General features: G+C 71.5%; 22 protein-coding genes. 10 read left to right on the top strand and 12 right to left on the bottom strand.

The genetic code is table 11. The features are described from left to right. Positions 1–47: 47 nt before the first annotated feature. Positions 48–1,409 carry a M20/M25/M40 family metallo-hydrolase gene (locus ACVW19_RS04515; protein ID WP_457456772.1) on the bottom strand — a complete coding sequence of 454 codons (1,362 nt, stop codon included), beginning with the start codon at positions 1,407–1,409 and terminating at the stop codon, positions 48–50. A gap of 252 nt (positions 1,410–1,661) precedes the next feature. Here ACVW19_RS04515 and ACVW19_RS04510 point away from each other — a divergent pair, with 252 nt between their 5' ends. After that, positions 1,662–2,915: a geranylgeranyl reductase family protein gene (locus ACVW19_RS04510; protein WP_457456770.1), complete on the top strand. Its 1,254-nt coding sequence runs from the start codon at positions 1,662–1,664 to the stop codon at positions 2,913–2,915. On the opposite strand, the gene ACVW19_RS04505 is transcribed toward ACVW19_RS04510, so the two are convergent. Then, positions 2,905–3,360 (bottom strand): nitroreductase/quinone reductase family protein, encoded by a 456-nt coding sequence (locus ACVW19_RS04505; protein WP_457456768.1) that lies wholly within the window; start codon positions 3,358–3,360, stop codon positions 2,905–2,907. The genes ACVW19_RS04510 and ACVW19_RS04505 overlap by 11 nt on opposite strands. 157 nt (positions 3,361–3,517) lie before the next feature. Between ACVW19_RS04505 and ACVW19_RS04500 the strand changes: the two genes are divergently transcribed. The 3 genes from ACVW19_RS04500 (at position 3,518) to ACVW19_RS04490 (ending at position 6,235) form a co-directional block, all read left to right on the top strand. Further along, positions 3,518–4,216, top strand: a complete 699-nt coding sequence (locus ACVW19_RS04500; protein ID WP_457456766.1) for a TetR/AcrR family transcriptional regulator — start codon at positions 3,518–3,520, stop codon at positions 4,214–4,216. A gap of 103 nt (positions 4,217–4,319) precedes the next feature. Beyond that, positions 4,320–5,573 carry a sensor histidine kinase gene (locus ACVW19_RS04495; RefSeq protein ID WP_457456765.1) on the top strand — a complete coding sequence of 418 codons (1,254 nt, stop codon included), beginning with the start codon at positions 4,320–4,322 and terminating at the stop codon, positions 5,571–5,573. Then, positions 5,570–6,235 (top strand): response regulator, encoded by a 666-nt coding sequence (locus ACVW19_RS04490; protein ID WP_457456763.1) that lies wholly within the window; start codon positions 5,570–5,572, stop codon positions 6,233–6,235. The genes ACVW19_RS04495 and ACVW19_RS04490 overlap by 4 nt, the downstream gene beginning before the upstream one ends. Here the strand turns inward: ACVW19_RS04490 and ACVW19_RS04485 are convergent. Beyond that, positions 6,153–6,368: a DUF6332 family protein gene (locus ACVW19_RS04485; protein ID WP_457456761.1), complete on the bottom strand. Its 216-nt coding sequence runs from the start codon at positions 6,366–6,368 to the stop codon at positions 6,153–6,155. The genes ACVW19_RS04490 and ACVW19_RS04485 overlap by 83 nt on opposite strands. Before the next feature lie 215 nt (positions 6,369–6,583). Between ACVW19_RS04485 and ACVW19_RS04480 the strand changes: the two genes are divergently transcribed. Both ACVW19_RS04480 and ACVW19_RS04475 read left to right on the top strand, forming a co-directional pair. Beyond that, on the top strand, positions 6,584–7,609 hold the full coding sequence (locus ACVW19_RS04480; RefSeq protein WP_457456759.1) for a hypothetical protein: 1,026 nt from the start codon (positions 6,584–6,586) through the stop codon (positions 7,607–7,609). Positions 7,610–7,795: 186 nt separating this feature from the next. Then, on the top strand, positions 7,796–8,431 hold the full coding sequence (locus ACVW19_RS04475) for a class F sortase (protein ID WP_457456757.1): 636 nt from the start codon (positions 7,796–7,798) through the stop codon (positions 8,429–8,431). Between the two features lie 89 nt (positions 8,432–8,520). On the opposite strand, the gene ACVW19_RS04470 is transcribed toward ACVW19_RS04475, so the two are convergent. The 5 genes from ACVW19_RS04470 to ACVW19_RS04450 form a co-directional block, all read right to left on the bottom strand. Beyond that, on the bottom strand, positions 8,521–10,179 hold the full coding sequence (locus ACVW19_RS04470) for a cellulase family glycosylhydrolase (RefSeq protein WP_457456755.1): 1,659 nt from the start codon (positions 10,177–10,179) through the stop codon (positions 8,521–8,523). Between the two features lie 86 nt (positions 10,180–10,265). Beyond that, complete coding sequence (locus tag ACVW19_RS04465; protein WP_457456753.1) at positions 10,266–11,366, bottom strand: GDSL-type esterase/lipase family protein; 1,101 nt, start codon at positions 11,364–11,366, stop codon at positions 10,266–10,268. Between the two features lie 182 nt (positions 11,367–11,548). After that, positions 11,549–13,042 carry a tripartite tricarboxylate transporter permease gene (locus ACVW19_RS04460; protein ID WP_457456751.1) on the bottom strand — a complete coding sequence of 498 codons (1,494 nt, stop codon included), beginning with the start codon at positions 13,040–13,042 and terminating at the stop codon, positions 11,549–11,551. A 1-nt stretch (position 13,043) separates the two neighbouring features. Continuing rightward, complete coding sequence (locus ACVW19_RS04455) at positions 13,044–13,583, bottom strand: tripartite tricarboxylate transporter TctB family protein (protein WP_457456749.1); 540 nt, start codon at positions 13,581–13,583, stop codon at positions 13,044–13,046. Then, entirely contained in the window at positions 13,580–14,563 is a 984-nt protein-coding gene (locus ACVW19_RS04450; RefSeq protein ID WP_457456975.1) for a Bug family tripartite tricarboxylate transporter substrate binding protein, read from the bottom strand. The genes ACVW19_RS04455 and ACVW19_RS04450 overlap by 4 nt, the downstream gene beginning before the upstream one ends. A gap of 348 nt (positions 14,564–14,911) precedes the next feature. Between ACVW19_RS04450 and ACVW19_RS04445 the strand changes: the two genes are divergently transcribed. Together ACVW19_RS04445 and ACVW19_RS04440 are read left to right on the top strand one after the other, a co-directional pair. Beyond that, positions 14,912–16,624 (top strand): ATP-binding protein, encoded by a 1,713-nt coding sequence (locus tag ACVW19_RS04445; protein ID WP_457456747.1) that lies wholly within the window; start codon positions 14,912–14,914, stop codon positions 16,622–16,624. After that, positions 16,621–17,409: a response regulator gene (locus tag ACVW19_RS04440; protein WP_457456745.1), complete on the top strand. Its 789-nt coding sequence runs from the start codon at positions 16,621–16,623 to the stop codon at positions 17,407–17,409. The genes ACVW19_RS04445 and ACVW19_RS04440 overlap by 4 nt, the downstream gene beginning before the upstream one ends. 60 nt (positions 17,410–17,469) lie before the next feature. Here the strand turns inward: ACVW19_RS04440 and ACVW19_RS04435 are convergent, their stop codons facing one another. Together ACVW19_RS04435 and ACVW19_RS04430 are read right to left on the bottom strand one after the other, a co-directional pair. Continuing rightward, positions 17,470–18,141: a phosphatase PAP2 family protein gene (locus ACVW19_RS04435; protein WP_457456743.1), complete on the bottom strand. Its 672-nt coding sequence runs from the start codon at positions 18,139–18,141 to the stop codon at positions 17,470–17,472. A gap of 175 nt (positions 18,142–18,316) precedes the next feature. Continuing rightward, positions 18,317–20,608, bottom strand: a complete 2,292-nt coding sequence (locus ACVW19_RS04430) for a heavy metal translocating P-type ATPase (protein WP_457456742.1) — start codon at positions 20,606–20,608, stop codon at positions 18,317–18,319. 216 nt (positions 20,609–20,824) lie between these two features. On the opposite strand from ACVW19_RS04430, the gene ACVW19_RS04425 reads away from it, so the two are divergent. Continuing rightward, positions 20,825–21,007, top strand: coding sequence for a hypothetical protein (locus ACVW19_RS04425; protein WP_457456991.1), 183 nt, complete (start codon positions 20,825–20,827; stop codon positions 21,005–21,007). A 3-nt stretch (positions 21,008–21,010) separates the two neighbouring features. Here ACVW19_RS04425 and ACVW19_RS04420 read toward each other — a convergent pair whose 3' ends face one another. Further along, positions 21,011–22,852, bottom strand: a complete 1,842-nt coding sequence (locus ACVW19_RS04420; protein ID WP_457456740.1) for a glycoside hydrolase family 15 protein — start codon at positions 22,850–22,852, stop codon at positions 21,011–21,013. Between the two features lie 82 nt (positions 22,853–22,934). After that, positions 22,935–23,714 carry a DeoR/GlpR family DNA-binding transcription regulator gene (locus tag ACVW19_RS04415; RefSeq protein WP_457456738.1) on the bottom strand — a complete coding sequence of 260 codons (780 nt, stop codon included), beginning with the start codon at positions 23,712–23,714 and terminating at the stop codon, positions 22,935–22,937. A 168-nt stretch (positions 23,715–23,882) separates the two neighbouring features. Here ACVW19_RS04415 and ACVW19_RS04410 point away from each other — a divergent pair, with 168 nt between their 5' ends. Further along, positions 23,883–24,764, top strand: coding sequence for an SIS domain-containing protein (locus ACVW19_RS04410; protein WP_457456736.1), 882 nt, complete (start codon positions 23,883–23,885; stop codon positions 24,762–24,764). Positions 24,765–24,769 lie beyond the last annotated feature (5 nt).

Genomic DNA, 24,769 nt, shown 5'->3' with positions numbered 1-24,769 from the left:
GCGACACCCGCACGGGCGCGGGGCCGCGGGGCGGCGGACCCGCGGGATCAGCTCGCGGAGGCCGCGTAGTTGCGCAGGAACAGCGCCTCCGCGACCGACAGCCGCTCCAGCTCGTCGGGGGAGACGCTCTCATTCACCGCGTGGATCTGGGCCTGCGGCTCGCTCAGCCCGATGAGGAGGATCTCCGCCTGCGGGTAGAGCGCCGCGAGGGTGTTGCACAGCGGGATGGAGCCGCCCTGACCGGCGTAGCTCATCTCCTGGCCCGGGTACGCGACCGCCATCGCGTCGGCCATGGCCCGGTAGGCCGGGCTGGTGGTGTCGGCGCGGAACGCCTGGCCCTGACCGATCTGCTCGGTGCTCACCCGCGCACCCCACGGCGTGTGCGCTTCCAGGTGCGCCTGGAGCAGCTTGGTCGCCTCGACCGCGTCCACACCCGGCGGCACGCGCAGGCTGATCAGCGCGCGGGCGCTCGCCTGCACGGACGGCGTGGCGCCGACGACCGGCGGGCAGTCGATGCCGAGGACGGTGACGGCGGGGCGGGCCCAGATACGGTCGGCGACCGTGCCGGAGCCGATCAGGTCCACACCGTCGAGCACCTTGGCGTCCTTGCGGAACTGCTCGTCGTCGTACTGCAGTCCGTCCCATGTGCTGTCGCCGGTCAGCCCGTCGACGGTCGTGCTGCCGTCCTCGGCGCGCAGCGAGTCCAGGACGCGGACCAGGGCGGCCAGGGCGTCGGGGGCGGCGCCGCCGAACTGGCCCGAGTGCAGGTTGCCCTCGAGGGTGTCGATCTGCAGCCGCACGAGCGTCATGCCGCGCAGGGTGGCGGTCACCGTCGGCAGACCGGCGCGGAAGTTGCCGCTGTCACCGATGACGACGGCGTCGGCCGCCAGGAGCTCGGGGTGCTGCTCGGCGTACCGCTCCAGGCCGCCGGTGCCCTGCTCCTCCGACCCCTCGGCGATCACCTTGACGTGGACGGGCACACCGCCGTTGGCCTTGAGCGCGCGCAGGGCCAGCAGATGCATCAGCACGCCGCCCTTGCAGTCGGCGGCCCCGCGTCCGTACCAGCGGCCGTCCCGCTCGGTCAGTTCGAACGGCGGGCTGTCCCAGCCCGCCTCGTCCAGCGGCGGCTGCACGTCGTAGTGGGCGTACAGGAGCACTGTCTTCGCCCCCTCGGGGCCGGGGAGGTAGCCGTACACCGACTGGGTCCCGTCCGGGGTGTCGAGGAGGGCCACGTCCTGGAACCCCTCGGCGGTGAGCGCGTCCGCGACCCAGCGCGCGGCGCCCTCGCTCTCACTGCGCGGGAACTGGTCGAAGTCCGCCACCGACTTGAAGGCCACCAGTTCGGCGAGCTCCTCCTTCGCCCGGGGCATCAGTGAGGCGACGGTCGCGGCGACCGGATTCGACGACATGGGCACGCTCCTTGTGGGTGCGACGTTGTACGGGTGCGTACTGACGTTGTACGAGTGCGTACTTTCGTGTGCGGGACGATCATTCGGCACGGGTGAGGCCCTTGTACGGGGCATCCATGCCGTCCGATCCTCCCACAGCGGCCTCGGGTGATCGTCGCCGTAGTATGCGGGAGACAGACGGGGTGCCCCCTGCTCGAGCGGAGCCGAGAGCTTGGGGGAGGCAGGCGGCTGGATCGGGAGCAGCAGACCATCGTGAGCAGCGAGAACTCTTCGGCGGACGACGCACGGCAGGTATGGGACGTCGTCGTGGTGGGCGCGGGACCCGCGGGGGCCTCGGCCGCCTATGCGGCAGCGGTCGCGGGGCGGCGCGTGCTGTTGCTGGAGAAGGCGGACCTGCCGCGCTACAAGACCTGCGGCGGCGGCATCATCGGCCCCTCGCGCGACTCGCTGCCCCCCGGCTTCGAACTTCCGCTGAAGGACCGCGTGCACGCGGTGACGTTCTCCCACAACGGCCGTTTCACCCGCACCCGCCGGTCGAGGCAGATGCTGTTCGGACTGATCAACCGGCCCGAGTTCGACCAGCAGCTGGTCGAGCACGCTCAGAAGGCGGGCGCCGAGGTGCGGACCGGCACCGCCGTGCAGCGGGTCGAGCAGCACGGCTCGGCCGTGCCGGACCGCCGTACGGTCGCCCTCGTCCTGCAGGGCGGTGAGACCGTGCTCGCGCGGGCCGTGGTCGGCGCGGACGGCAGCGCCGGCCGCATAGGAGCGCACGTCGGGGTCAAGGTCGACCAGGTCGACCTGGGGCTGGAGGCGGAGATCCCGGTGCCGGAGACCGTCGCCGAGGACTGGAAGGAACGGGTGCTCATCGACTGGGGCCCGATGCCCGGCAGTTACGGGTGGGTCTTCCCCAAGGGGGACACGCTGACCGTCGGTGTGATCTCGCGGCGGGGTGAAGGCGCCGCGACCAAGCGGTACTTGGAGGACTTCATCGGACGGCTCGGCCTCGCCGGCTTCGAACCGAGCATCTCCTCCGGCCACTTGACCCGTTGCCGCACCGAGGACTCGCCGCTCTCACGCGGCCGGGTGCTCGTGTGCGGGGACGCCGCCGGACTGCTGGAACCCTGGACCCGTGAGGGCATCTCCTTCGCGCTGCGCTCGGGCCGGTTGGCGGGGGAGTGGGCGGTGCGTATCGCCGAGGCGCACGATGCCGTGGACACGCGCCGGCAGGCGCTGAACTACGCCTTCGCGGTCAAGGCGGGACTCGGGGTCGAGATGAGCGTCGGCAAGCGGATGCTGGCCGCGTTCGAACGGCGTCCCGGGGTGTTCCACGCCGTCCTCACCGGCTTCCGCCCCGCCTGGAGGGCGTTCCGGGACATCACGCGCGGGGCGACGACACTGGGCGAGCTGGTCCGCACCCATCCGATGGCCCACCGCGCCATGACCGCGCTGGACCGGCGTCCCGCGGGCGGCGGGTCCGACTCCGAGGGCGCGTCCGTCAGCTCGTGACCGTGATCCGGAAGACCGGGTGGTCGGGGGCGGACGCGACGATCTCCTCGTCGGAGGACTCGGCGGTGACCCCCTGGAAGTACTGGTTCACCTCCCAGCCCCACTTCTTCAGGTAGGTCCGCAGGATCGGGAGCTTCTCCTCGTCGGGAAGCTCCACTGCGGTGAAGGAGCGGACCTTGCGTCCGACGCGCAGTTCCCCGCCCCCGGCGGCGCGCATGTTGCGTACCCACTGGGAGTGACCGCGCGCCGAGACCAGGTACTGCGCGCCGTCCCAGGTGTGCGGGTTGACCGGGATGCGCTGCATCCGTCCGCTCGTGCGGCCGCGGACGGACAACTCGGCGGCGCCGGCGAGGCTGACCCCATGCCGGGCCAGCCAGCCGATGACGCTGTTGAGCCGGACGGCCGTGGGACTTCCCTTGCGGTAGTACGGCGTTGACGACGACATCGGTGACCTCCGGTCGGAATGCCGTAGGGAGCTCTGCTCTCTTTTGTGAGCACTGCTCTCGCTGTATGTCCTCAGTCTGCACGACGTCGACGTGGCAAAGCAAGAGCGCTGCTCTTGTTTGTGTGCGCTGCTCTGGATTCGTGGGACACTGATCCGCATGAGCAGCACTGCACACGGCGCCCGCGCCCGGGCGAGGCTCGAAGTCACCGCGGCCATCAAGGAAGCGGCCCGCAGACAGCTCGCGGCGGAAGGCGCCGCCAAGCTCTCACTGCGGGCCGTGGCCCGCGAACTCGGCATGGCCTCCTCCGCGATGTACCGGTACTTCCCGAGCCGTGACGACCTGCTGACCGCGCTCATCATCGACGCCTACGACTCCCTCGGCGACGCTGTGGAAGCAGCCCACGGCGCGGTCGCCGGCACCGCACCGGTCCGGCGCTGGACCGCGGTCTGCGAGGGCGCGCGCGACTGGGCGCTCGGGCACCCGCACGAGTACGCGCTGATCTACGGGTCGCCGGTGCCCGGATACAGCGCGCCGGAGACCACCGTCCCGGCCGCCGCTCGCCTGGGTTTCCTGATCATGGACGTTCTGCGGGACGCGCACCGCGACTCCGCACTGGTGAAACCCCCGCTTCCGGCCGAGCTGCGGCCGGAGGCCGAGCGGATGGCCGCCGACCTCGCGCCGGACCTCCCCCCGGAGGTGGTGGTGGCGATGGTGGCGGCCTGGGCCGAGCTGTACGGACTGATCGGGTTCGAACTGTTCGGGCAGTTCCACCGGGTCGTGGAGGACCGCGAGACGTTCTTCCGGCACGCGGTGGGCCGGCTCGCCCACTCCGTGGGCCTGCCGGCGCTGACGTAGCGGCGCTCCCAGGTGCCCTTGCCGGCGTACTTCGCCGGGAGTACACGTGATCACGACGCCGGGGTGATGCCGCTCTCCGCACCCGGCGTCTAGCGTGACGGGCATGGACGAGCAGCACGGGCGCCGAGGCGGGCCGCCGGGGATGTGGCGGCCCGGCCCACCCGGCCGGGGCCGCTGGGCCGGCGAGGGCGAGGGAAGCGACGAGGGCGTAGAGAGCCGTCGTCCCCGGTGGCCCTGGCGCTCCACCGTGCTTCTCACGGCCTTCGTGCTGATCGGCTCCCACTTCGCCGAGCACGCCCAGGCGGGCGGGCGGGTGGCGCTGGACCCCCTCGCGCGACTGCTGCTGTTCGTGTCCGGCGCGGCACTGCTGTGGCGGCAGCGGTATCCGGTGCCGGTGGTGTTCGCCGAGGTGGCCGCCGTACTGCTCTATCTGGGTGCCGGATACCCGTACGGGCCGGTGTTCCTGACCGTCGCCCTGGCCTGCTTCAGCGCCGTGGTCACCGGGCACCGCCATGCGGCCTGGACGGCGATGGGAACGCTCTGGGCCGGGCACCTGCTGCTCGCCCATCTGCTCTACCGATGGCTGCCGCCGTCCGGCGACGCGGCCGCCTCCTGGAACGAGGAGATCGTGATCGCCACCTGGGTGGTGGCCGTCGTGGCGGTGTCGGAGCTGGTCAGGACCCGCCGCGAGCAGTGGGCCCGGGAACGTGCCGAACGGGCCCAGGCGGCGCGGCGGCGCGCGGACGAGGAACGGCTGCGCATCGCCCGCGAACTGCACGACGTGCTCGCGCACAGCATCTCCGTCATCAATGTGCAGGCGGGCGTCGGTCTCGCACTCCTCGACAGCGACCCGGAGCAGGCCCGCACCGCGCTCACCACCATCAAGGACCAGAGCAAGGAGGCGCTCGGGGAGGTACGTCAGGTGCTCGACACACTGCGTGCCCCCGGTGCCGCACCGCGCGCCCCCGCCCCCGGTCTGGACCGGCTGGCCGAACTGGTCGAACAGGCTGCGAGCGCGGGCCTCACCGTCACGGTCGAGGGGGCGCCGCCGAAGCTTCCGCCCGGCGCGGACCTGGCCGCCTTCCGCATCCTCCAGGAAGCTCTCACCAACGTCGTACGGCACTCCGGATCGCGGCGCGCGCGTGTGCGCATCGAACAGGACGCGGGGTGGCTGCGGCTGCGTATCGACGACGACGGACCCGCCACCGGGGCCGACGCGGGCGGCAGCGGCAAGGGGCTCGCCGGGATGCGGGAGCGGGCCGCTGCCCTGGACGGCACCATCGAGGCGGGCCCGCGCCCCGACGGAGGTTTCCGGGTGCTCGCCGTACTGCCGCTCGACGTCAGGGAGGACCGGTGATCCGCGTACTGCTCGCCGACGACCAGTCACTGGTCCGGGCAGGCTTCCGCGCGCTGCTGGACGCGCAGCGGGACATCGAGGTGGCGGGAGAGGCGGCCGACGGAGCCGAGGCGGTGCGGCTGATCCGTGAACTGCGGCCCGACGTCGTCCTCATGGACATCCGCATGCCCGCACTCGACGGGCTGGCCGCCACCCGCAGGGTCACCGGGGACACGGACCTGAAGGACGTGAAGGTGGTCATGCTCACCACCTTCGAGCTGGACGAGTACGTCTTCGAGGCGATCCGGTCGGGTGCCTCGGGTTTCCTGGTGAAGGACACCGAGCCGGAGGAACTCCTGCGCGCGGTGCGGGCCGTGGTCGCGGGGGACGCGCTGCTCTCACCGGGGGTGACCCGGCGTCTGATCGCCGAGTTCGCGGCCCGTTCCAAGGAGCCGGCCGCGACCGGCGCCCTGTCCGAACTCACCGAACGGGAAAGGGAGGTGATGGCCCTGGTCGGCATCGGCCTGTCCAACGAGGAGATCGCCCGCCGCCTGGTCGTCAGCCCGCTCACCGCCAAGACCCACGTCAGCCGCACCATGGTCAAACTGGGCGCCCGCGACCGGGCGCAACTGGTCGTCCTGGCCTACGAGTCAGGTCTGGTGCGGCCGGGCTGGCTGGGCTGATCAGCCGCCAAAACCGCGGCAGCACACTGACCACACGGACGAGGGAGAGAACCGGCGCGAGCACCCGCCCGGCACGGAGCAGGAGCCCTTCGACGGTGCCCGGCAGGCTGAAGAGGAGCGCGGAGCCCGCCACCGCCCCGAGAACATCTCCCCTCTCTGGCTTTACCAAGCCAGACGGCCCGGCGCCGTGAGCACCCGCCGGTACGCCGTCGGGGTGAAGCCGTAACCCGTGTGAACGCCTCGAATGGTGGGAGCGGCTCTTATGACTGACGGTTAATCACGTCGGGGCCCGGTTAACCGTGCTGGCCAGGTGTCAGCAGCCGGGTGCGCCGACGGAAGGACAGTCAGATGCGCTCTGCCCGCACGCTGCTCGCCACCGCGACGGCCACCGCGGCCCTCGTGGTCGGGGCGCCCGCAGCCTTTGCCGCCCACATGGGCGACTCGGACCACGACAAGTCTTCCTACAGCAAGGAGCACAAGGAGGACAGCAGCCACGACGAGGACGACTACGAGAAGAAGCCGCATGGCGGAGTGCACACCGGCGGCGGCGCTCTCACCGCTGTGGGTGAGGACGACGGCGAGTACAAGCACAAGAAGGACGACAGCGAGTACAAGAAGGACGAGAAGGACGACGAGTACAAGAACGAGAAGGACGAGGGCGACTACAAGAAGGGCGACAAGGACGACGACTACAAGAAGGGCGACAAGGACGACGAGTACAAGAACGACAAGGACGACGAGTACAAGAACGACAAGGACGAGGACGACTACGAGAAGAAGCCGCATGGCGGAGTGCACACCGGCGGTGGGGCTCTCGCGGCCGTGAACGAGGGCGACTGGAGCGGCAAGCACGACGACGGCGACTACAAGGACGAGAAGGACGACAGCGAGTACAAGAACGACAAGGACGACGACTACAAGAAGGGCGACAAGGACGACGACTACAAGAAGGGCGACAAGGACGACGAGTACAAGAACGACAAGGACGACGAGTACAAGAACGACAAGGACGACGAGTACAAGAACGACAAGGACGAAGACGACTACAAGAAGAAGCCGCATGGCGGAGTGCACACCGGCGGTGGGGCTCTCGCGGCCGTGAACGAGGGCGACTGGAGCGGCAAGCACGACGACAGCGACTACAAGGACAAGAAGGACGACAGCGAGTACAAGAAGGACGAGGGCGGCTACAAGGACGAGGGCGGCTACAAGGACGAAGGCGACTACAAGGAGAAGCCGCACGGCGGAGTGCACGCCGGCGGTGGCGGCCTCGCGGACCCGGGTGTCTCCGGCGGCGGCCTGGCCGCCCTGGCGGTCCTCGGCGCCGGTGCCTACGCGCTGAAGCGCAAGAAGGCTTCCGGAAGCGTGGCCTGAGCCATGCCTGACGTCATAGGAGTCGGGGCCGCCGTATGCGCGTCGCGTGTACGGCGGCCCCGACTCGCCCTTTCGTATGCCGTGTTCGCTGCCGTGTCCGAATGAGGTGGTCCCCCGATGGCAGCCCGCCCCCTTTCCCCTGACCACACCGATCCGACTCCGGCGAGGCGGAGACTGCGCGCCCTCATGACGGCGATCTTCTGGGGTACGGCGGCCCTGGTGCTTGCGGTGAGCCTGCTCGGTGGAGGGAAGGAGCCCTCCGCCGACGCCCGCGGCCCGCACTCTCCCCCCGCGGCCTCCGCCGTGATGTCCCCCTCGGCGTCCCCTTCGGCCTCCGATCCCGCCACGACCGCGCCGACGAGCAAGCAACTGCCGCGGTCCGCCCCGACCCGGATCCGCATCCCCGACATCGACGTCGACGCGCCCTTCACCGATCTCGCCATCGGAGCCTCGGGCCAGCTCGACGCACCGCCGGCGGACGACACCAACCTGGTCGGCTGGTTCGCCGACGGCGTGTCGCCGGGGGAGCGCGGAACGGCGATCATCGCCGGGCACGTGGACACGAAGACCTCGCCGGCCGTGTTCGCCCGGCTCTCCGAACTCGAGAAGGGCGACCGGTTCAAGGTGGAGCGGGCCGACGGGCGGGACGCGACGTTCGTGATCGACCACGCGGAGTCGTTCGCCAAGGACGACTTCCCCAACGATCGGGTCTACGCCGATGCGGACGACGCCCAGGTCCGGCTCATCACCTGCTCCGGAGCCTACGACCGCGTGGCCAAGGACTACACCGAGAACCTGGTGGTCTTCGCCCATCTGGTCTGACCCGGACGGACCGCCCGCCATGAACGGCCGCCGGCATGGGTTCGCTGCCCGGAAGGGGGAGGAAGGCACCCTTCCGGGCAGCGCGTTCGTCAGGCCACGGAGCAGGCGGACCCGTTGAGAGTGAACGCCGAGGGACTCGGATTGCGGTCCGTCGTGGTGGCCGTGAAGCCGAGGGTGACGGAGCCGGCCGCGGGGATCGCCGCGGTGTAGGGGGCCGAGGCGACACTGACCTCGGAACCGGACTGGACCGGGGTGCCGCCCCACATGTTGGTGATGCGCTGGGCGCCCGGGAAGGTCCAGTTCAGCGTCCAGCCGTCGACCGCCGTGCTGCCGGTGTTGCGGACCGTGACCTCGCCCTGGAAGCCGCCGGGCCATTCGTTCGTCACCCGGTACCCGACCTCGCAGGTTCCCTGGCTCCCGCCGGAGGACGTGGTGACCGTCACCGTGGCGGAACGCTGCGAGCGGTTGCCGGCCGCGTCGCGGGCGTACACGGCGAAGGTGTAGGAGGTGGCGGGGGAGAGGCCGGTGAGGGTCGCGGAGGTGCCGGCGGTGGTGGTGACGACCGTCTCGTCACCGTCGTCGATCCGGACGACGTCGTAGCCCGTCACTCCGTTCGCGTCGGTGGCCGCCGTCCAGGAGAGAGCGGCGGACGACGAGGTCACCGAGGAGACGGCCGGTGTGCCGGGGGTGGTCGGGGCCGTGGTGTCACCGCCCGGGCCGGAGGAGTAGATCGCGGCCTCCTCGGAGGTGGCCGCGATTCCGTTGGCGCCGTTGAAGAGACGTTCACCCCAGCTGGTCAGCCGGTCCGGGTCGAAGTTCGCGGCCATGTCCAGGTACTCGACTCCGCCGCCGTTGCCACTCCAGGACCAGCCGAGGTAGCCGATCCCGAGCTGCCGGGTGACGGCCAGGATGGTGTCCTCGTCGGGGTCGCCGTCGGAGTGGTCGTGTCCGAACTCGCCCACGACGAGGGGCAGCCGCGCGGTGACGAAACGGCCCAGGTAGTCGCTGATCTCGGCCGCGGTGTCGAAGACGCCGTACATGTGGATGGAGAACACCGTGTTGGCGTCCGGGTCGGCGGCGAACACCGAGGCGGCGTTGTCACGCATGGTGAACGCCCAGTCCTGGCCCCAGTTGGGGGCGTCGACCATCAGCGTGTGGTCGAACCCGGCGTCGCGCAGCTTCCGGATCGCGGCCTTGGTGTCGGCCGTCCAGTTCGTGTAGCCGGTGTTGCCGTAGGGCTCGTTGCCGATGTTGACGATGACATGGTCCTCCTGACCGGTCAGCGCGCTCTGAACGCCGATCCAGTAGTCGGCGGCGCGGGAGAGCGTCACCGCTCCGCTCTGCTCGCCGTAACCCGTGGTGTCGTGCACCTCGAGGACGCAGATCAGCCGGTTCCGCTTGCACTGCGCGACGACGCCGGCCACGTCGGCGGTGTCGTCGGCGGTCCACCGGTCGCCGCTGGAGAGAACCACGCGCACGGTGTTGGCGCCCTTGGCCTTGATGTGCGCGAGAGAGCTGATCCGGTCCGTGTACCAGGTGTGGGCGTGGTTGACGCCGCGCATCACGAAGTCGTTCCCGGAGGCCTCCAACAGCCGGCCGTTCTCGACGCGGAAGCCGGTGGGGGCCGCGTGAACCGGGGTGCCGAAGGCGAGCAGTGGGAGGAGGAGCCCCAGGAGAGCGGCGACCAGACCGGCCACGCGGGGGGCGGTGGATGCGGGGGAGGGCGTGCGGGAAGTGCGGGTTCTCATGGCGGCTCCAGAGGTGCGGTTCGGGGGTCGGTTCGGTCCTGGTCCGTGCCGTGCGTCATGGAGTGCGTGCCTGGTGTGCGCCGTGCTCAGGAGGCTGCCGTGGCCGTGCAGCCGACAGTCGCGGCCGGGGCGCCGGACGTTGCCGGGGCGTGGGCGAGGAAGCCGAAGGCGGTGCTCGCGCCGGGTGCCAGGGCGCCGTTCCAGCTCGCGTTGGTGACGGTTGCCGTGCCGTCGGCGGCGGTGCCGAGCGTGCCGTTCCACACCTGCGTCAGTTGGGCGCCGTCGGCCGGTGCGACCGTCGTGGTCCAGCCGGAGAGGGGGACGGTGGAGGTGTTCCGGACCGTCACCTCGGCCTGGTAGCCGCCCTGCCAGGACGAGACGGCCCGGAACGACGCGATACAGGCAGGTTCGCCGTCACCGGGGTCGCCAGGATCACCGGGATCGCCCGGGACACCCTGGTCGAGGAGTTCGGACAGGGCCGGGTACCAGCGGGCGGCGATCTTCTCGTTGCCGGAGTCGTTCGGGTGCACGCCGTCGTAGGTGTCGGTGGCGGTGTCGAAGCCCTTCCACTGGTCGACCACGGTCACGGGGGAGCGGCTGGTGCTCGTCGTCTCGGCCCACCCGGGGATCAGGGCGTTGAAGTCGACGACGCGCTGGGCGCAGCCGGCGCAGCTCGCGGGGTTCATCGGGATGATCCGGGCCACCAGGAGCCGCGTGTCGGGATTGGCCGCGCGCATCTGCGTCACCAGCTTGGTGTAGGCGGCGAGGATGCGCTCGGGGGAAATGCTGCTCCAGACGTCGTTCGTGCCGAAGTGCATGACAACGATGTCCGGCCGGGTCGCCGCCAGCCGTCCGGGCAGCAGGTCCTGGTCCGCGACGTTGGTCACCAGTTCGCCGCCGTGGCCCTCGTTGTCGCCGTCGTACGCCAGGCCGCAGCCCTGGCCGGGCAGGGTGCCGACGAAGTCGATGTCCGTGTGGCCGGCGTTCTGCAACTGGTTCCACAACATGGCCCGCCAGCAGCCGGGTGAGCCGGTGATCGAGTCGCCCAGCGGCATGATGCGAACGGGGTCCGCGTTCGGCGCGGCCGCCGCGCGTGGTGCGAGAGGGCCGAGGGCGAGGCCGAACGGGAGGAGCAGGGTGGTCAGTGCGAGCAGAGCCCGTAGTGGTAAGCGGTCGGTGACGCGCATGCTGTTCCCTTCCCTGAATGAGGTGGGAGCGCTCCCATGAAGACATCAAGCCACCCATGTCAGTGACGCGTCAAGATGGGTGGCGGGGGAAGTGCGCGAGGCGGTGTCGCGATGTCACAACGCCCCATGGGTGTGGCGCACCTGTGCGCCACACCCATGGGGCGGAGAACGCCACGAGCGGATCAGGACTCGACGCGCCTGCGGAGCACCGCCTTCCTCAGCAACGGCCAGGCCAGCAGCAGCACGATGACCGCGTACACGATCACCGAGAAGGGCGTATTGACCAGGCCCAGGACGCTGCCGTCACTGATCTGCAGCGCGCGGCGGAGCTGCTGCTCGGCGGCCGGGCCGAGGATGACGGCGATGATGGCGGGCAGTACCGGCAGGCCGTACCGCCGCATCCCGAAGCCGATCAGACCGATGATCAGCAGAATCACCAGGTCGATCACCTCGCCGCCGACCGCGTACGCGCCGATCGCCGCGAAGAACAGGATGCCGGCGTACAGGTACGGCCGAGGGATGCGCAGCAGCTTCGCCCACACCGGTGCCAGCGGGAGGTTCAGGGCGAGCAGCAGCACCATGCCGACGAACAGGGAGGCGATCAGGCCCCACACCAGCTCGGGCTCACGTTCGAAGAGCAGGGGGCCCGGCTGGATGCCGTACTGCTGGAAGGCGGCCAGCATCACCGCCGCGACGGCCGTGGTCGGCAGGCCGAGCGTCAGCATGGACACCAGCGTGCCCGCCGCCGAGGCCGACGCCGCCGACTCCGGTCCCGCCACGCCCTCGATGGCACCCTTGCCCCACTCGTCCTGGTGCTTGGACAGCCGCTTCTCCGTGACGTACGACAGGAACGTCGGGATCTCCGCGCCGCCCGCCGGGATCGCCCCGAAGGGGAAGCCGATGAACGGGCCGCGAGCCCAGGACTTCCACGTGCGCCGCACGTCGTCGCGGCCCAGCCACGGCCGGCCCACCGGAATCGGCTCGGGCGGCCTGCGCCGCAGATGCGCGGCGACCCACAGCGCCTCGCCGATGGCGAACAGGCCCACCGCGACGATCACCACATCGACGCCGTCGGCCAGTTGGAGGGAACCGAAGGTCAGCCGCTGCTGGCCGGTCATCTGGTCCAGTCCCACCAGACCGATCGTCAGGCCGATCAGCAGCGAGGCCAGACCCCGGATCCGCGACGAACCCAGCACCGACGTCACGGCGATGAACGCCAGCACCATGATGGCGAAGTAGTCCGGCGCGCCGATGTCCACGGCGAGTTCGGCGACCGCCGGTGCCAGCGCGACCAGCAGGACCGTGCCGACCATGCCACCCGTGAAGTGGCCGATCGCGGCGGCGGCCAGCGCCTGCGCACCACGACCCGACTTGGCCATGGGGTTGCCCTCCATGGCCGCGACCACGGCGGCGCTCTCCCCCGGTGTGTTCAGCAGGATCGAGGTCGTCGAACCGCCGAACATCGCGCCGTAGTAGATCCCCGCGAACATGATGAACGCGGCGATCGGGTCGAGCCCGTACGTCACCGGCAGCAGCAGCGCCACCGCCATCGCCGGGCCGATACCGGGCAGTACGCCGATCGCGGTGCCCAGCAGCACACCGGTCGCGGCCCACAGCAGGTTGATCGGGGTCAGGGCCGTACCGAAGCCGTCCAGAAGGGAGTTGAGGGCGTTCACGTCACAGCACTCCCATCAGCGGACCACCGGGCAGCGGTACTCCGAGCAGGTTGTTGAACACGGTGTAGGCGACGAGGGAGACGACCGCCGCGATCAGCGGATCGCGGTCGAATCTGCGGCTGCCGAGGGCGAAGGCCGCGCCCCAGAAGAGCAGTGCGCCGGCGACCGGGAAGCCGAGCGGTTCGATGAGGACGGCCGAGCCGAGGAACACCCCGGCGAGCAGCAGCACCGTGCGCCAGTCGGCGGGTTCGGACAGGTCGACGTCCTCACCGGTCTCGGCCCGCCCCCGGCCGCCGCGCAGTACGTCGACCGCGAGCAGGGCGGCGATGAGCAGCAGTCCGACGCCGACCACGACCGGTACCGTCCTCGGTCCGACGGGGCCGCGCTGGGTGATGTCGACGTCCATGGTGAGGGCGTCGGCGAGGACGAGGACGCCGAGCGCCAACAGCAGTGCACAGACGCCGAGTTCCGAGTGGTCGCGCAGCCAGGAGCGCCGTTCGGTGGCGGGCTCGGGGGGCAGGTCGGTGGTCGGTGTGGTCACAGTCCGAGCTCCTTCAGGACGGACACCACGCGCTTGTCCTCGGCCTCCAGGAAGGCACCGAACTTCTCTCCCGTCAGGAAGGCGTCGTCCCAGCCGTTCTGCTTCATGGACGTGCGCCATTCGTCCGAGTCGTGCAACTCCTCGACCAGTGCCACGAGTTTGTCGCGTTCGGCATCGGTCAGTCCGGGCGGGGCGACGAGGCCGCGCCAGTTGGTGAAGTTCACGTCGTAGCCCGCCTCCCGCAGTGTGGGCGCGTCGAGTCCGGGGACCCGCTCCGGTCCGGTGACCGCGAGCAGGCGCAGCTCACCCGCCTTGATCTGGTCGAGGTACTCACCGACGCCGGACACGCCGAACCCGACCTTGTTGCCGAGGATCGAGGCGAGCAGTTCACCGCCGCCGTCGAAGGGGATGTAGTTGACCTGCTTCGGGGCGATCCCGGCGGCCCGCGCCATCAGCATCGGCGCGAGATGGTCAGGTCCGCCGGGGGAGGAGCCGCCGCCCACCGGGAGCTTGCCGGGGTTGTCCCTCCAGGCGCCGATCAGGTCGTCGATCGTCTCGTACGGGGAGTCCTTGGCGACCACGACGACGTCCTGCTCCTCGGTGAGCCGGGCGATCGGGGTGGTGTCGCCCAGGGTCTTCGGCGCGTCGTTGGACCGGACGGCGCCGACGACACCGAGGCCCATCGACATGGCGAGCTTGCCGTTGCCGTGTTCGCTCACCAGCCTGCTGAGGCCGACGGTGCCGCCGGCACCGGGCAGGTTGAACACCTCGATGTTGTGGGTGAGCCCGGCGTCCTCGGCGTTCTTCGCGGCCGTACGGGCCGTGATGTCGTAGCCGCCGCCGGGCGTGTTGGGAACCATGAGGCGCAGGCCCGGGATCTGCGTGCCGGTCTCGGTGCCGCTGCCGCTCGTGAGCAGCGGCGGACCCACGAGTACCAGCACGGCGGCCCCGAGCAGGGCGAGGGGGGTGCGCAGGCGCACGAATGCCACCACCTGTCGGTCGGTCGTCTGGGGTCACGCGAAGCCCTGTGGGGGAGGGCGGCGTGCGCCACATGGTGCACGTGTGCCGGCGGGCTGTCCCGCTTGCGGAACCAACGGAGGTTTTGGTCATTGCGTCAGCGGCCCGCCGCGCGTCCGGGGCGGGCCCCGGACGACCGCGTCGCGGCATTCTCGGGGCACCGCGGGCAAGTTCTGATGGGGCAGGTGTCTTTCGCCCGGCGCAGGTGGGCGCCATGATGGGGCAGCCCGCCACCCGCGTCGCACCGCGTCGTGCCCGCCGGAGGGCATCGCCGGCCGGAGAGCCCGTCGGCAGGAGAGATTGAGTACGTCGTGGCCGTCACCTTCCGCCGTCAGACCCTCGCGGGCGAGATGCTGGTGCTCCAGCTCGCCATCGTCGTGATGGTCCTGCTGGCGGTCGCCGCGGTCTCCCTGGCGCAGTCGGAGGCGACGTTCAACCGGGTCGAGGGCCGCCGGGTCGGCGCTCTCGCCGAACAGCTGGCCGCCAACCCGCTGGTGCGCAGCCGGCTGACGCGGCCGGTTCCCGGCGAGGCTCTCGCCGCGCTGGTGAACTCCACCCAGACGCAGTCCGGGGTCACTTCGGTGACCGTGGCCGGCCCGGACGGCCGGATCGTCGCCTCCACGAACCCCACGGTGATCGGTGAGCGGCTGCCACCGGGCGACGGCGCGGCACGCGGGCGCGGCTGGTCGGGACCCGTGACGCTCGACGGCAGCCGTGAACGGGTCGCGCAGGTGCCGGTCCTCGGGGCGGACCGGCACAACCTCGGACGCCACCTCGGCACGGTGATGATCGGCGTGGCCGATCCGACGGTCTGGCAGCGGCTCAGCGGCGCCTCCTCCTATCTGCTCGCCTATCTGGGCATCGCCAGCGGGCTGGGAGTGGCCGGCTCCTGGCTGCTCGCGCGGCGGGTGAAGCGGCAGAGTCTCGGCCTCGAGCCGCGCGAGATCGCGGGGCTCGCCGAACACCGCGAAGCCATGCTGTACGGCATCGCCGAGGGCGTGGTCGCGCTGGATCCGCAGCACCGGCTCACCCTCGTCAACGAGATGGGTCGACGTCTGCTCGCCCTGCCCGAGGACTGCGTCGGCCAGAGCCTGGACTCCCTCGGCGTCGACGGGCGGCTGCGGGACGTCCTCGCCGGAACGCAGGACCGGGCCAAAGACCCGTCGCGGCACGAGCCCGGTCGCCGGCGTGACGAGGTCGTCGTGCGGCACGGCCGGGTGCTGGTGATGAACCGGATGACCGTCACCAAGGACGGGCGTCTCCTCGGTTCGGTCACCACCCTGCGCGACCGCACCGAACTCGCCCGTCTGGAAAGGGAGATCGGGTCCTTTCGCAGTTCCTCCGAGTTGCTGCGCGCCCAGGCGCACGAGTTCGCCAACCAACTGCACACGATCTCCGGACTCATCCAGATCGGCGAGCGGGAGGAGGTCGTGCGCTACATCCGTGCTCTGAGCCGGCGCCGCCAGTCCCTCGACGTCACGCTCAGCCGGCGGGTGCGGGACACCGCCGTCGCCGCCCTGCTGACGGCGAAGGCCTCCCTGGCCGCCGAACGCAGGGTGACCCTGCGGATCTCCGACAACAGCGCCCTCGACCGGCTGGCCCCCGAGGACGCCGCCGACGTGGCGACGGTCGTGGGCAACCTCGTGGACAACGCCGTGGACGCGGCGGCCACCGTGGGCGATCCCGGTGCCGAGCCGAGGGCCGAGGGCCCTGGCGGCGAGGGAGGGCACGACGCCTGGGTCGAGGTCGAACTGCGCCAGGACGCCGCCAGTGTGGAGATCGTCGTCCGCGACTCCGGCCCCGGAGTCGCCCCCGGACTGGCCCGCGAGGTCTTCTCGCACGGCTTCACCACCAAGGCCGCCCAGGAGGGCGAGCGCGGTATCGGCCTGGCGCTCACCCGTCTCGTCTGCGAACGCCACGGCGGTGAGATCTCGATGACCAACACCCCGGACGGAGCGATGTTCACCGCCCGCATGACCGTGAGCCACCTCGCCGACGCGGTGGCGGAAGGAGCCGGCCGATGACCAGCACGCACGGTGAGCACGCCGGGCCCGCACGCGCCGACGCGATCGACGTGCTCGTGGTCGACGACGACTTCATGGTGGCCCGTGTGCACCGCGCCTTCGTCGACCGCGTCGAGGCGTTCCGGGTGGTCGGCGTCGCCAGCACCGGTGAGCAGGCCGTCGCCGCGGTGGACGAACTCCGTCCCGATCTGGTGCTGCTCGACCTGTATCTGCCGGACCTGTTCGGCCTCGAGGTGATTCCCCGGCTGCGCAGCGCGGGGCACGACTGCGACGTGATGGTCATCAGCGCCGCACGGGAGGCGGAGACGGTGCGCGGGGCGGTCCGGCACGGGGTCGTCGACTATCTGCTCAAACCGTTCGAGTTCGAGGACCTGCGGGCCAGGCTGGAGCGGTACGCCGTCCAGCGCGGTCGGCTGCTGGGCACGGTCGTGCGTGGCCAGGCCGACGTGGACCGGGTGCTGGCCGGAGCGGCGCCGGTCGTGACGTACGCGGCTCCGGTGCTGCCCAAGGGCATGAGTGTGGAGACCGCCGAACTGGTCGAGCGCACCCTGCGGGAGGCCGACGGCACGCTGTCGGCCACCGAGTGCGCCGCCCTCACCGGAGTCTCCCGGGTCAGCGCCCGCCGCTACCTGGAGCACTTCCACACCGTCGGCGCGGCCGAGGTCTCGCTGCGGTACGGGGCCGCGGGACGGCCGGAACGCCGCTACCGGTTCGTCGGACGGCCCCTGCGGCAGGCCGACGGGCGGGCCGGTGAGGTCCGCCCGCGGGGCGGGGCACGGCTCTAGGCGTGCTGTCCCGGGACCGGCGGGGGACGGTGTTCATCCTCCCCGGTCGGCGGTCGGCGGTCACCGGGTCCGGGGCGGGCGTGGCCTTCCGCGCCCGTACGAGGCGGGGAGGCGGGCCGATGCCAGGGCGAGGGCGGTGGCCGCGCTCGCGATGCCGAGAACCGCACCGGCGGCGACGTCTCCCGGGTAGTGCACGCCCGTATGGATGCGTGAGTAGCCCACCGCGCCGGCCAGTGCGCCGAGCGGGCCGGAGGCCGCGGGCAGGACCGTACCGACGGCGGTGGCGAAGGCGACCGCCGACGCGGTGTGCCCGGAGGGGAAGGAAGCCGAGGTGGGCATCGGGACATGCCGGTCCACGGTCACCCGGGCCGCCTCCCGGTCCGGCCGGTCCCTGCGGACCAGACGCTTGCCGAGCAGATTGGCCGACGCCGACGCCACGGCTATGGCCCCCACGCCGACGAGCGCGGCCCGGCGCTGCTGCGACCCGCCCAGGGCGAGGGCGCCGGCGATGGCGAACGAGATCTTCGAATGGTCGGCCGCGTGCGAGAGGTGGCGCAGGGCCCGGTCGAGGGTGGGGGTGGGAGTGGCCGCCACCGCCGCGTACAGGGCGCCGTCCACGGCCCTGAGGTCGCCGAGGACGGCGGACGCCACCCGGCGGAGCCCGTCCGCGGGCCGGGCGGGCGCGGTGAGCGGACGGGCACCGCCCTGGTCGGTGGGGGTCGGCTCGCGCATTCGTCTCTCCCGCGGTGGCGTTGTGGAGGGGGTCCGAGTGTCCGGGGCTCGCTGGGCACACCCGCACCGTGGACCGGGAATCACCAGGTGTCCACGGTACGCGTGGTCCACCCGGTGCGTCCCCGCGCCCCCGCCGCAGCCCGGCCGTCACACCCGTCCGGGTGACCGCCGTCGGTCAGGCCGCCCGGAAGGTGCGCAGGCGGAGGGAGTTGCCGACGACGAAGACCGAGGAGAAGGCCATCGCCGCCCCCGCGATCATCGGGTTGAGCAGGCCGGCCGCGGCGAGCGGCAGCGCGGCGACGTTGTAGGCGAAGGCCCAGAACAGGTTGGACCGGATCGTGCCGAGAGTGCGGCGGGCCAGCCGGATCGCGTCCGCCGCGGCCCGCAGGTCGCCCCGGACGAGGGTCAGGTCGCCGGCCTCGATGGCCGCGTCCGTGCCGGTGCCCATGGCCAGCCCGAGGTCGGCCTGGGCCAGCGCGGCCGCGTCGTTGACACCGTCGCCGACCATCGCGACCGAGCGGCCTTCCGCCTGGAGGCGCTTGACGACATCCACCTTGTCCTGCGGCAGCACCTCGGCGATGACGTCCTCCGGCGCGATCCCGACCTCACGGGCGACGGTCCGGGCCACCGCCTCGTTGTCGCCGGTCAGCAGGACGGGCCTGAGGCCGAGCGCGCGCAGCCGGCGCACCGCCTCGGGGCTGGTCTCCTTCACGGCGTCGGCGATCTCCAGCACCGCGCGCGCCTCACCGTCCCAGGCCACCGTGACGGTGGTGCGCCCGGCCGCCTGGGCCGTCTCCAGGACCCGCGCCAGCTCGGCCGGCAGCTTCAGTTCCCACTGCGCCAGCAGCTGTTCCCGGCCGACGAGCACCGCATGGCCCTCCACGACACCCTGGACGCCGAGTCCGGGCACGTTGCCGAAGTCCTCGGGAGAGGGCAGCGTGCCCAGCTTCTCCAGGGCGCCGTCGGCGACGGCACGGGCGATCGGGTGCTCGGAGGAGTGCTCCAGGGCGCCTGCCAGCCTCAGCACGTCGGCCTCGTCGGTACCTTCGGCCGGGTGCACGGCGAGCAGGGTCATCCGGCCGGTGGTGACCGTACCGGTCTTGTCGAGCACCACGGTGTCGACGCGGCGGGTGGTCTCCAGGACCTCCGGGCCCTTGATGAGGATGCCGAGCTGCGCGCCGCGCCCGGTGCCGACCATCAGCGCGGTCGGCGTGGCGAGGCCGAGGGCGCACGGGCAGGCGATGATCAGTACGGCCACGGCGGCGGTGAACGCGGCGGTCAGCCCGGCGCCGTTGCCCAGCCAGAAGCCCAGCGTGCCCAGGGCCAGTGCGATCACGATCGGCACGAAGACCGCGGAGATCCGGTCCGCGAGCCGCTGCGCGGCGGCCTTCCCGTTCTGCGCGTCCTCCACCATTTTCGCCATCCGGGCGAGCTGGGTGTCGGAGCCGACCCGGGTGGCCTCCACGACGAGACGCCCGCCCGCGTTGAGCGTGGCCCCGGTGACCGCGTCCCCGGCGGCCACTTCCACCGGCACGGACTCTCCGGTGAGCATGGAGACGTCCACCGCCGAAGTGCCCTCGACGACTGTCCCGTCGGTCGCGATCTTCTCGCCGGGGCGTACCAGGAAACGGTCGCCGACCGCCAACTCCTCGACGGGCACCGTCTCTTCGCGCCCGCCGGGCCGGAGCACGGTGACGTCCTTCGCACCCAGTTCCATCAGCGCCCGCAGCGCCGCGCCCGCCTTCCGCTTGGCGCGCGCCTCGAAGTACCGCCCGGCCAGGATGAACGCGGTGACACCCGCGGCGGCCTCCAGGTAGATGTTCCCGGCGCCGTCCGAACGGGCGATGGTCAGTTCGAAGGGGTGGGTCATGCCCGGGGTGCCGGCGGTGCCGAAGAAGAGCGCCCACAACGACCACAGGAACGCCGCCGAGGTGCCGACCGAGATCAACGTGTCCATGGTGGCCGCACCGTGCCGCGCGTTGGTGAACGCCGCCCGGTGGAAGGGCCACGCCGCATACGTCACGACCGGTGCCGCCAGCGTCAGGGACAGCCACTGCCAGTACTCGAACTGCAGGGCCGGGATCATCGCCATCGCGATGACGGGCACCGACAGCACCACGGCCGTGATCAACCGCTCCCGCAGCGACCGGAGCTCGTCGGGGGATCCGATGGAGTCGGAGGAGCCGGTGCCGGCGGGCTCGTTCCCGCGCACGGGCGGTGCGGGCTCCCGTGCCGTGTACCCGGTGGCCTCGACGGTGGCGATCAGGTCCTGGACGGTGACCGCGCCGTCGTGCGACACCCGGGCCTTCTCGGTGGCGTAGTTGACCGTGGCGGTGACCCCGTCCATCCGGTTGAGTTTCTTCTCGACCCGCGCGGCGCAGGAGGCACAGGTCATCCCGCCGATGACCAGCTCCACCTCTCCCTGGGCCGCGGCCTCGGTCTCGGTGCCGGCTGTACGGACGGTCATGGGCGCTCCTGGTGACGAGGGCCGGCCGGAACCTGCCCGGCAGCCGATTGCAGTATACGGGTCGGGGGTATCTCTCTCACTCCTCAGGTATACCCCCGGGAGGTATCTGACTTCAAGGGTCGCCGACTTTGACTGGATACCCCCAAGGGGTATCGTGAGGTGTGTGGACACCAACCCGGACCCGGGCCGGACGTGCCGTTCCGAGGGGAGACTGTCATGCGTACCGGACTGAAGATCACCGCATTCGCCGCAGCCCTGGCCGCGACCTTCGGCACGGCCTACGGCGTCGGCCGGGTGCTGGACCCGGTCGTCGCGGACAGCGCTCCCGCACCGGCGCACGACGAGAACGACACCCCCGCGTCGCCCGCGCCCCGCGAGGGCGCGGGCCGCGGCCACTGAGACTCAGCCCAGGGCGCGGTCCAGATTGAACGCGGCACTGATCAGCGAGAGATGCGTGAACGCCTGCGGGAAGTTGCCCTGCTGCCCCCCGGTGTGGCTGATCTCCTCGGCGTACAGGCCCAGGTGGTTGGCGTAGGTCAGCATCTTCTCGAAGGCGAGGGACGCCTCGTCGAGCCGTCCGGCCCGGGTCAGCGCCTCGACGTACCAGAACGAGCAGATGGAGAACGTGCCCTCGTCGCCGCGCAGGCCGTCCGGGCTCGCTTCCGGGTCGTACCGGTAGACCAGCGAGTCCGACACCAGGTCCTCGGTGAGGGAGTCGAGCGTGGACAGCCACTTCGGGTCGGTCGGCGCGATGAACTTCGTCAGCGGCATCATCAGCACCGCCGCGTCGAGCACGTCCCCGTCCTCGTGCTGCACGAAGGCCCGGCGTGCCTCGGACCAGCCGTGGCTCATGATCCGCCGGTAGATGGTGTCGCGGCTCGTCCGCCAGTGGGGGAGATCGGCGGGCAGACCGCGCCGGGTGGCCATGCGGACGGCCCGCTCGATCGCCACCCAGCACATCAGCCGCGAGTACAGGTAGTTCCTGCGTCCGCCGCGCGTCTCCCAGATGCCCTCGTCGGGCTGGTCCCAGTGCGCGCACACCCAGTCCACCAGCTCGCACACATGGTCCCACTGCTCGCTGGAGATCGGCTCGGCCCACTTGTCGTACAGGTAGATGGAGTCGATCAGCGCCCCGTAGATGTCGAGCTGCAACTGGTCGGCCGCCGCGTTGCCGACCCGTACCGGTGCCGAACCCCGGTACCCCTCCAGATGGCCGAGTTCGCGCTCGGACAGGTCGGTACGGCCGTCGATGCCGTACATGATCTGCAGCGGGCCGGAGGGGCGCCCGGCGCCGGGGCTGACATGCCGCGACACGAACCCCATGAACGCCTTGGCCTCCTTGGAGAAGCCCAGCCGCAGCAGCGCGTACACGCAGAAGGCCGCGTCCCGCATCCACACGTACCGGTAGTCCCAGTTGCGCTCCCCACCGAGCTTCTCCGGCAGGCTCGTCGTGGGCGCCGCCACGATCGCCCCGGTCGGCGCGTAGGTGAGCAGCTTCAGGGTGAGGGCGGAGCGGTGCACCATCTCCCGCCACCGGCCGCGGTAGCGGGAGGAGGACAGCCAGTGCCGCCAGTACCGCACCGTCGTGCCGAACTGCTCCTCCGCCTCCCGGTGCGCGCAGTGACGGGGGGCCACCTCGCCGCCGACCTGGTCCAGGGCGAACACCGCGGTCTCGCCCTCCGCCAGTTTGAAGTCGGCCCGCACATCCGGGCCGTCGGCCTCCAGCGGGACGGTCGAGGTGAGCGCGAGGGACAGCGCCTCGGACTCGAACACCGCGAGGTCGCCGGCCAGCCGCAGGGTGTGCGGCCGGGTGCCGTACTCGAACCGCGGAGCCGCCCGCATCCGGAACGGGAGGGACCCGCGCACGCACAGCACCCGCCGGATCAGCCGGTGCCGGCCCTCCTCGGCCTGCTCCGGCTCCCCGGTGACCGGCATGAAGTCCTGCACCTCACCCAAGCCGTCCTCGGTGAAGAACCTGGTGATCAGGACATTGGTGTCGGGGAAGTAGAACTGCTTGGTGTGCGCCGGCACGGCCGCCGCCAGCTCGAAGGAGCCCCCACGCTCGGCGTCCAGGATCGCGGCGAAGACACTGGGCGCGTCGAAGTCAGGGCAGCAGTACCAGTCGATGGTGCCGTCGGTCGCCACCAGCGCCACGCTGCGCAGATCGCCGATCAGACCGTGATCGGCGATCGGCGCGTACCGCTGCCCGCCGGACGTTCCCCGCTCCCTCGCCGTCCCGTCCATCGCAGCCTCCCTGGCCCGCCGGTACGTGCCGCCCTGGCTGCCAGCTTAGGCAGGCCCGGCCGGACGGCCCGCGGCGCGCGGTTCACGCCACGACGACGCGCAGTCCCGCCTCCTCGAACCGGCGCACCGTCTCCGGGGCCGCCGCCGCGTCCGTGACCAGGGTGTCCACCGACTCGGCCGAACAGATCCGGGCGAACGCACGTCGGCCCAGCTTGCTGGAATCGGCCGCCACGATCACCCGCTCGGCCCGCTCGCACAGCAGCCGGTTGATCGCCGCCTCCGCCTCGTCGTGCGCCGCCGCACCGTGTGCGACGTCGAAGGCGACGACACCGAGCACCGCCACGTCGAGCGTGATCTGCCCCAGCACCCCGTCCGCGAGCGGCCCGACCAGCTCGTACGACTGGGCCCGCGCCACACCGCCGGTCACCACGATCTTGAACTGCGGGCGCACGGCGAGTTCATTGGCGATGTTGAGCGCGTTGGTCACCACCGTCAGCGCGGGCGACCCGGACGCGAGATCACCGCGTACCGCCAGCGCACGCGCCACCTCCGTGGTGGTGGTGCCGCCGGTCAGCCCGACCGCCTCGCCCGGTGCGAGGAGACCCGCCACCGCCTCGGCGATCCGCTGTTTCTCGGAGGCGCGGCGAGCGGTCTTGTAGCGCAGCGGCAGTTCGTACGACACCCCGTGCGCCACCGCACCGCCCCGGGTGCGCACCAGCATCTGCTGTCCGGCGAGGGTGTCGAAGTCCCGGCGGATCGTCGCGGCCGACACCTCCAGCTCGGCGGCGGCCTCGTCCACGTCCAGCCGGCCCCGCTCGACGAGCAGTTCCAGCAGCGCCTGCCAGCGGGCGTCCCGCGACATCCGCCCTCCCGTCGTGCGGCTACCTGCCGTCTCCCGGCCTCCGGCGACCCTAGCGCCTGTCCGGCGGGAGGGCTCGGGAGCACCGACGATCTCTGCTCGAATGCTTGATTGTGCTTGAAACTCCACTCTATCTTGCAACAACAATCACCGAGAAGGGTGGGGGCGGACATGACGCATGTCGAGGACGAACTGACGAGTCAGCCCGAGTGCTGGACGCGGGCCGCGACGCAGGCGGTCGAGCACACCCGGGCCCTCCCGGCACCGGGGGAGCGGGTCGCGGTCGTCGGCTGCGGCACCTCGTACTTCATGGCGCAGGCGGTGGCGGCCCTGCGCGAGGGAGCGGGCCAGGGCGAGACGGACGCCTTCGCCGCCTCGGAGTTCCCGCACGGACGTGCCTACGACCATGTCGTCGCCCTCACCCGCTCCGGCACCACCACCGAAGTCCTGGACCTGCTCGACCGGTTGAAGGGCGGCACCCGCACCACCGCGCTCACCGCCGACCCGGACACCGCGGTGGCGACATCGGCGGACGAGACCGTCGTGCTCGACTACGCGGACGAACGCTCCGTCGTGCAGAAGCGGTTCGCGACCACGGCCCTCACCCTGCTCCGCGCCCACCTCGGCCTGCACACCGAAACGGTCGTCGAGGACGCGCGAACCGCCCTCGCCCGGCCGCTGCCCGAAGGGCTCGTGCACTGCACCCAGTTCACCTTCCTCGGCCGCGGCTGGACCGTGGGCCTCGCCCACGAGGCGGCTCTGAAGATGCGGGAGGCCGCCCTGGCGTGGACGGAGGCCTATCCGGCCATGGAGTACCGGCACGGCCCCATCAGCGTCACCACGCGCGGTACGGCGACCTGGATGCTGGGCGACGCACCGGACGGTCTGGCCGCGCAGGTGCGGGACACCGGCGGATCGTGGATCCAGGGCACCCTCGACCCGCTGGCCGAGCTCGTCCGCGCCCAGCGCCTCGCCGTCGCCGTCGCCCAGGCCCGCGGACTCGACCCCGACCGCCCCCGCCACCTCACCCGCTCAGTCGTTCTCGAGCCCTGACCCCC

Source organism: Streptomyces sp. TE5632 (assembly GCF_054061295.1).
Note: the sequence above shows the minus strand (reverse complement) of the source record. Positions and strands in the feature narration are given on the sequence as shown.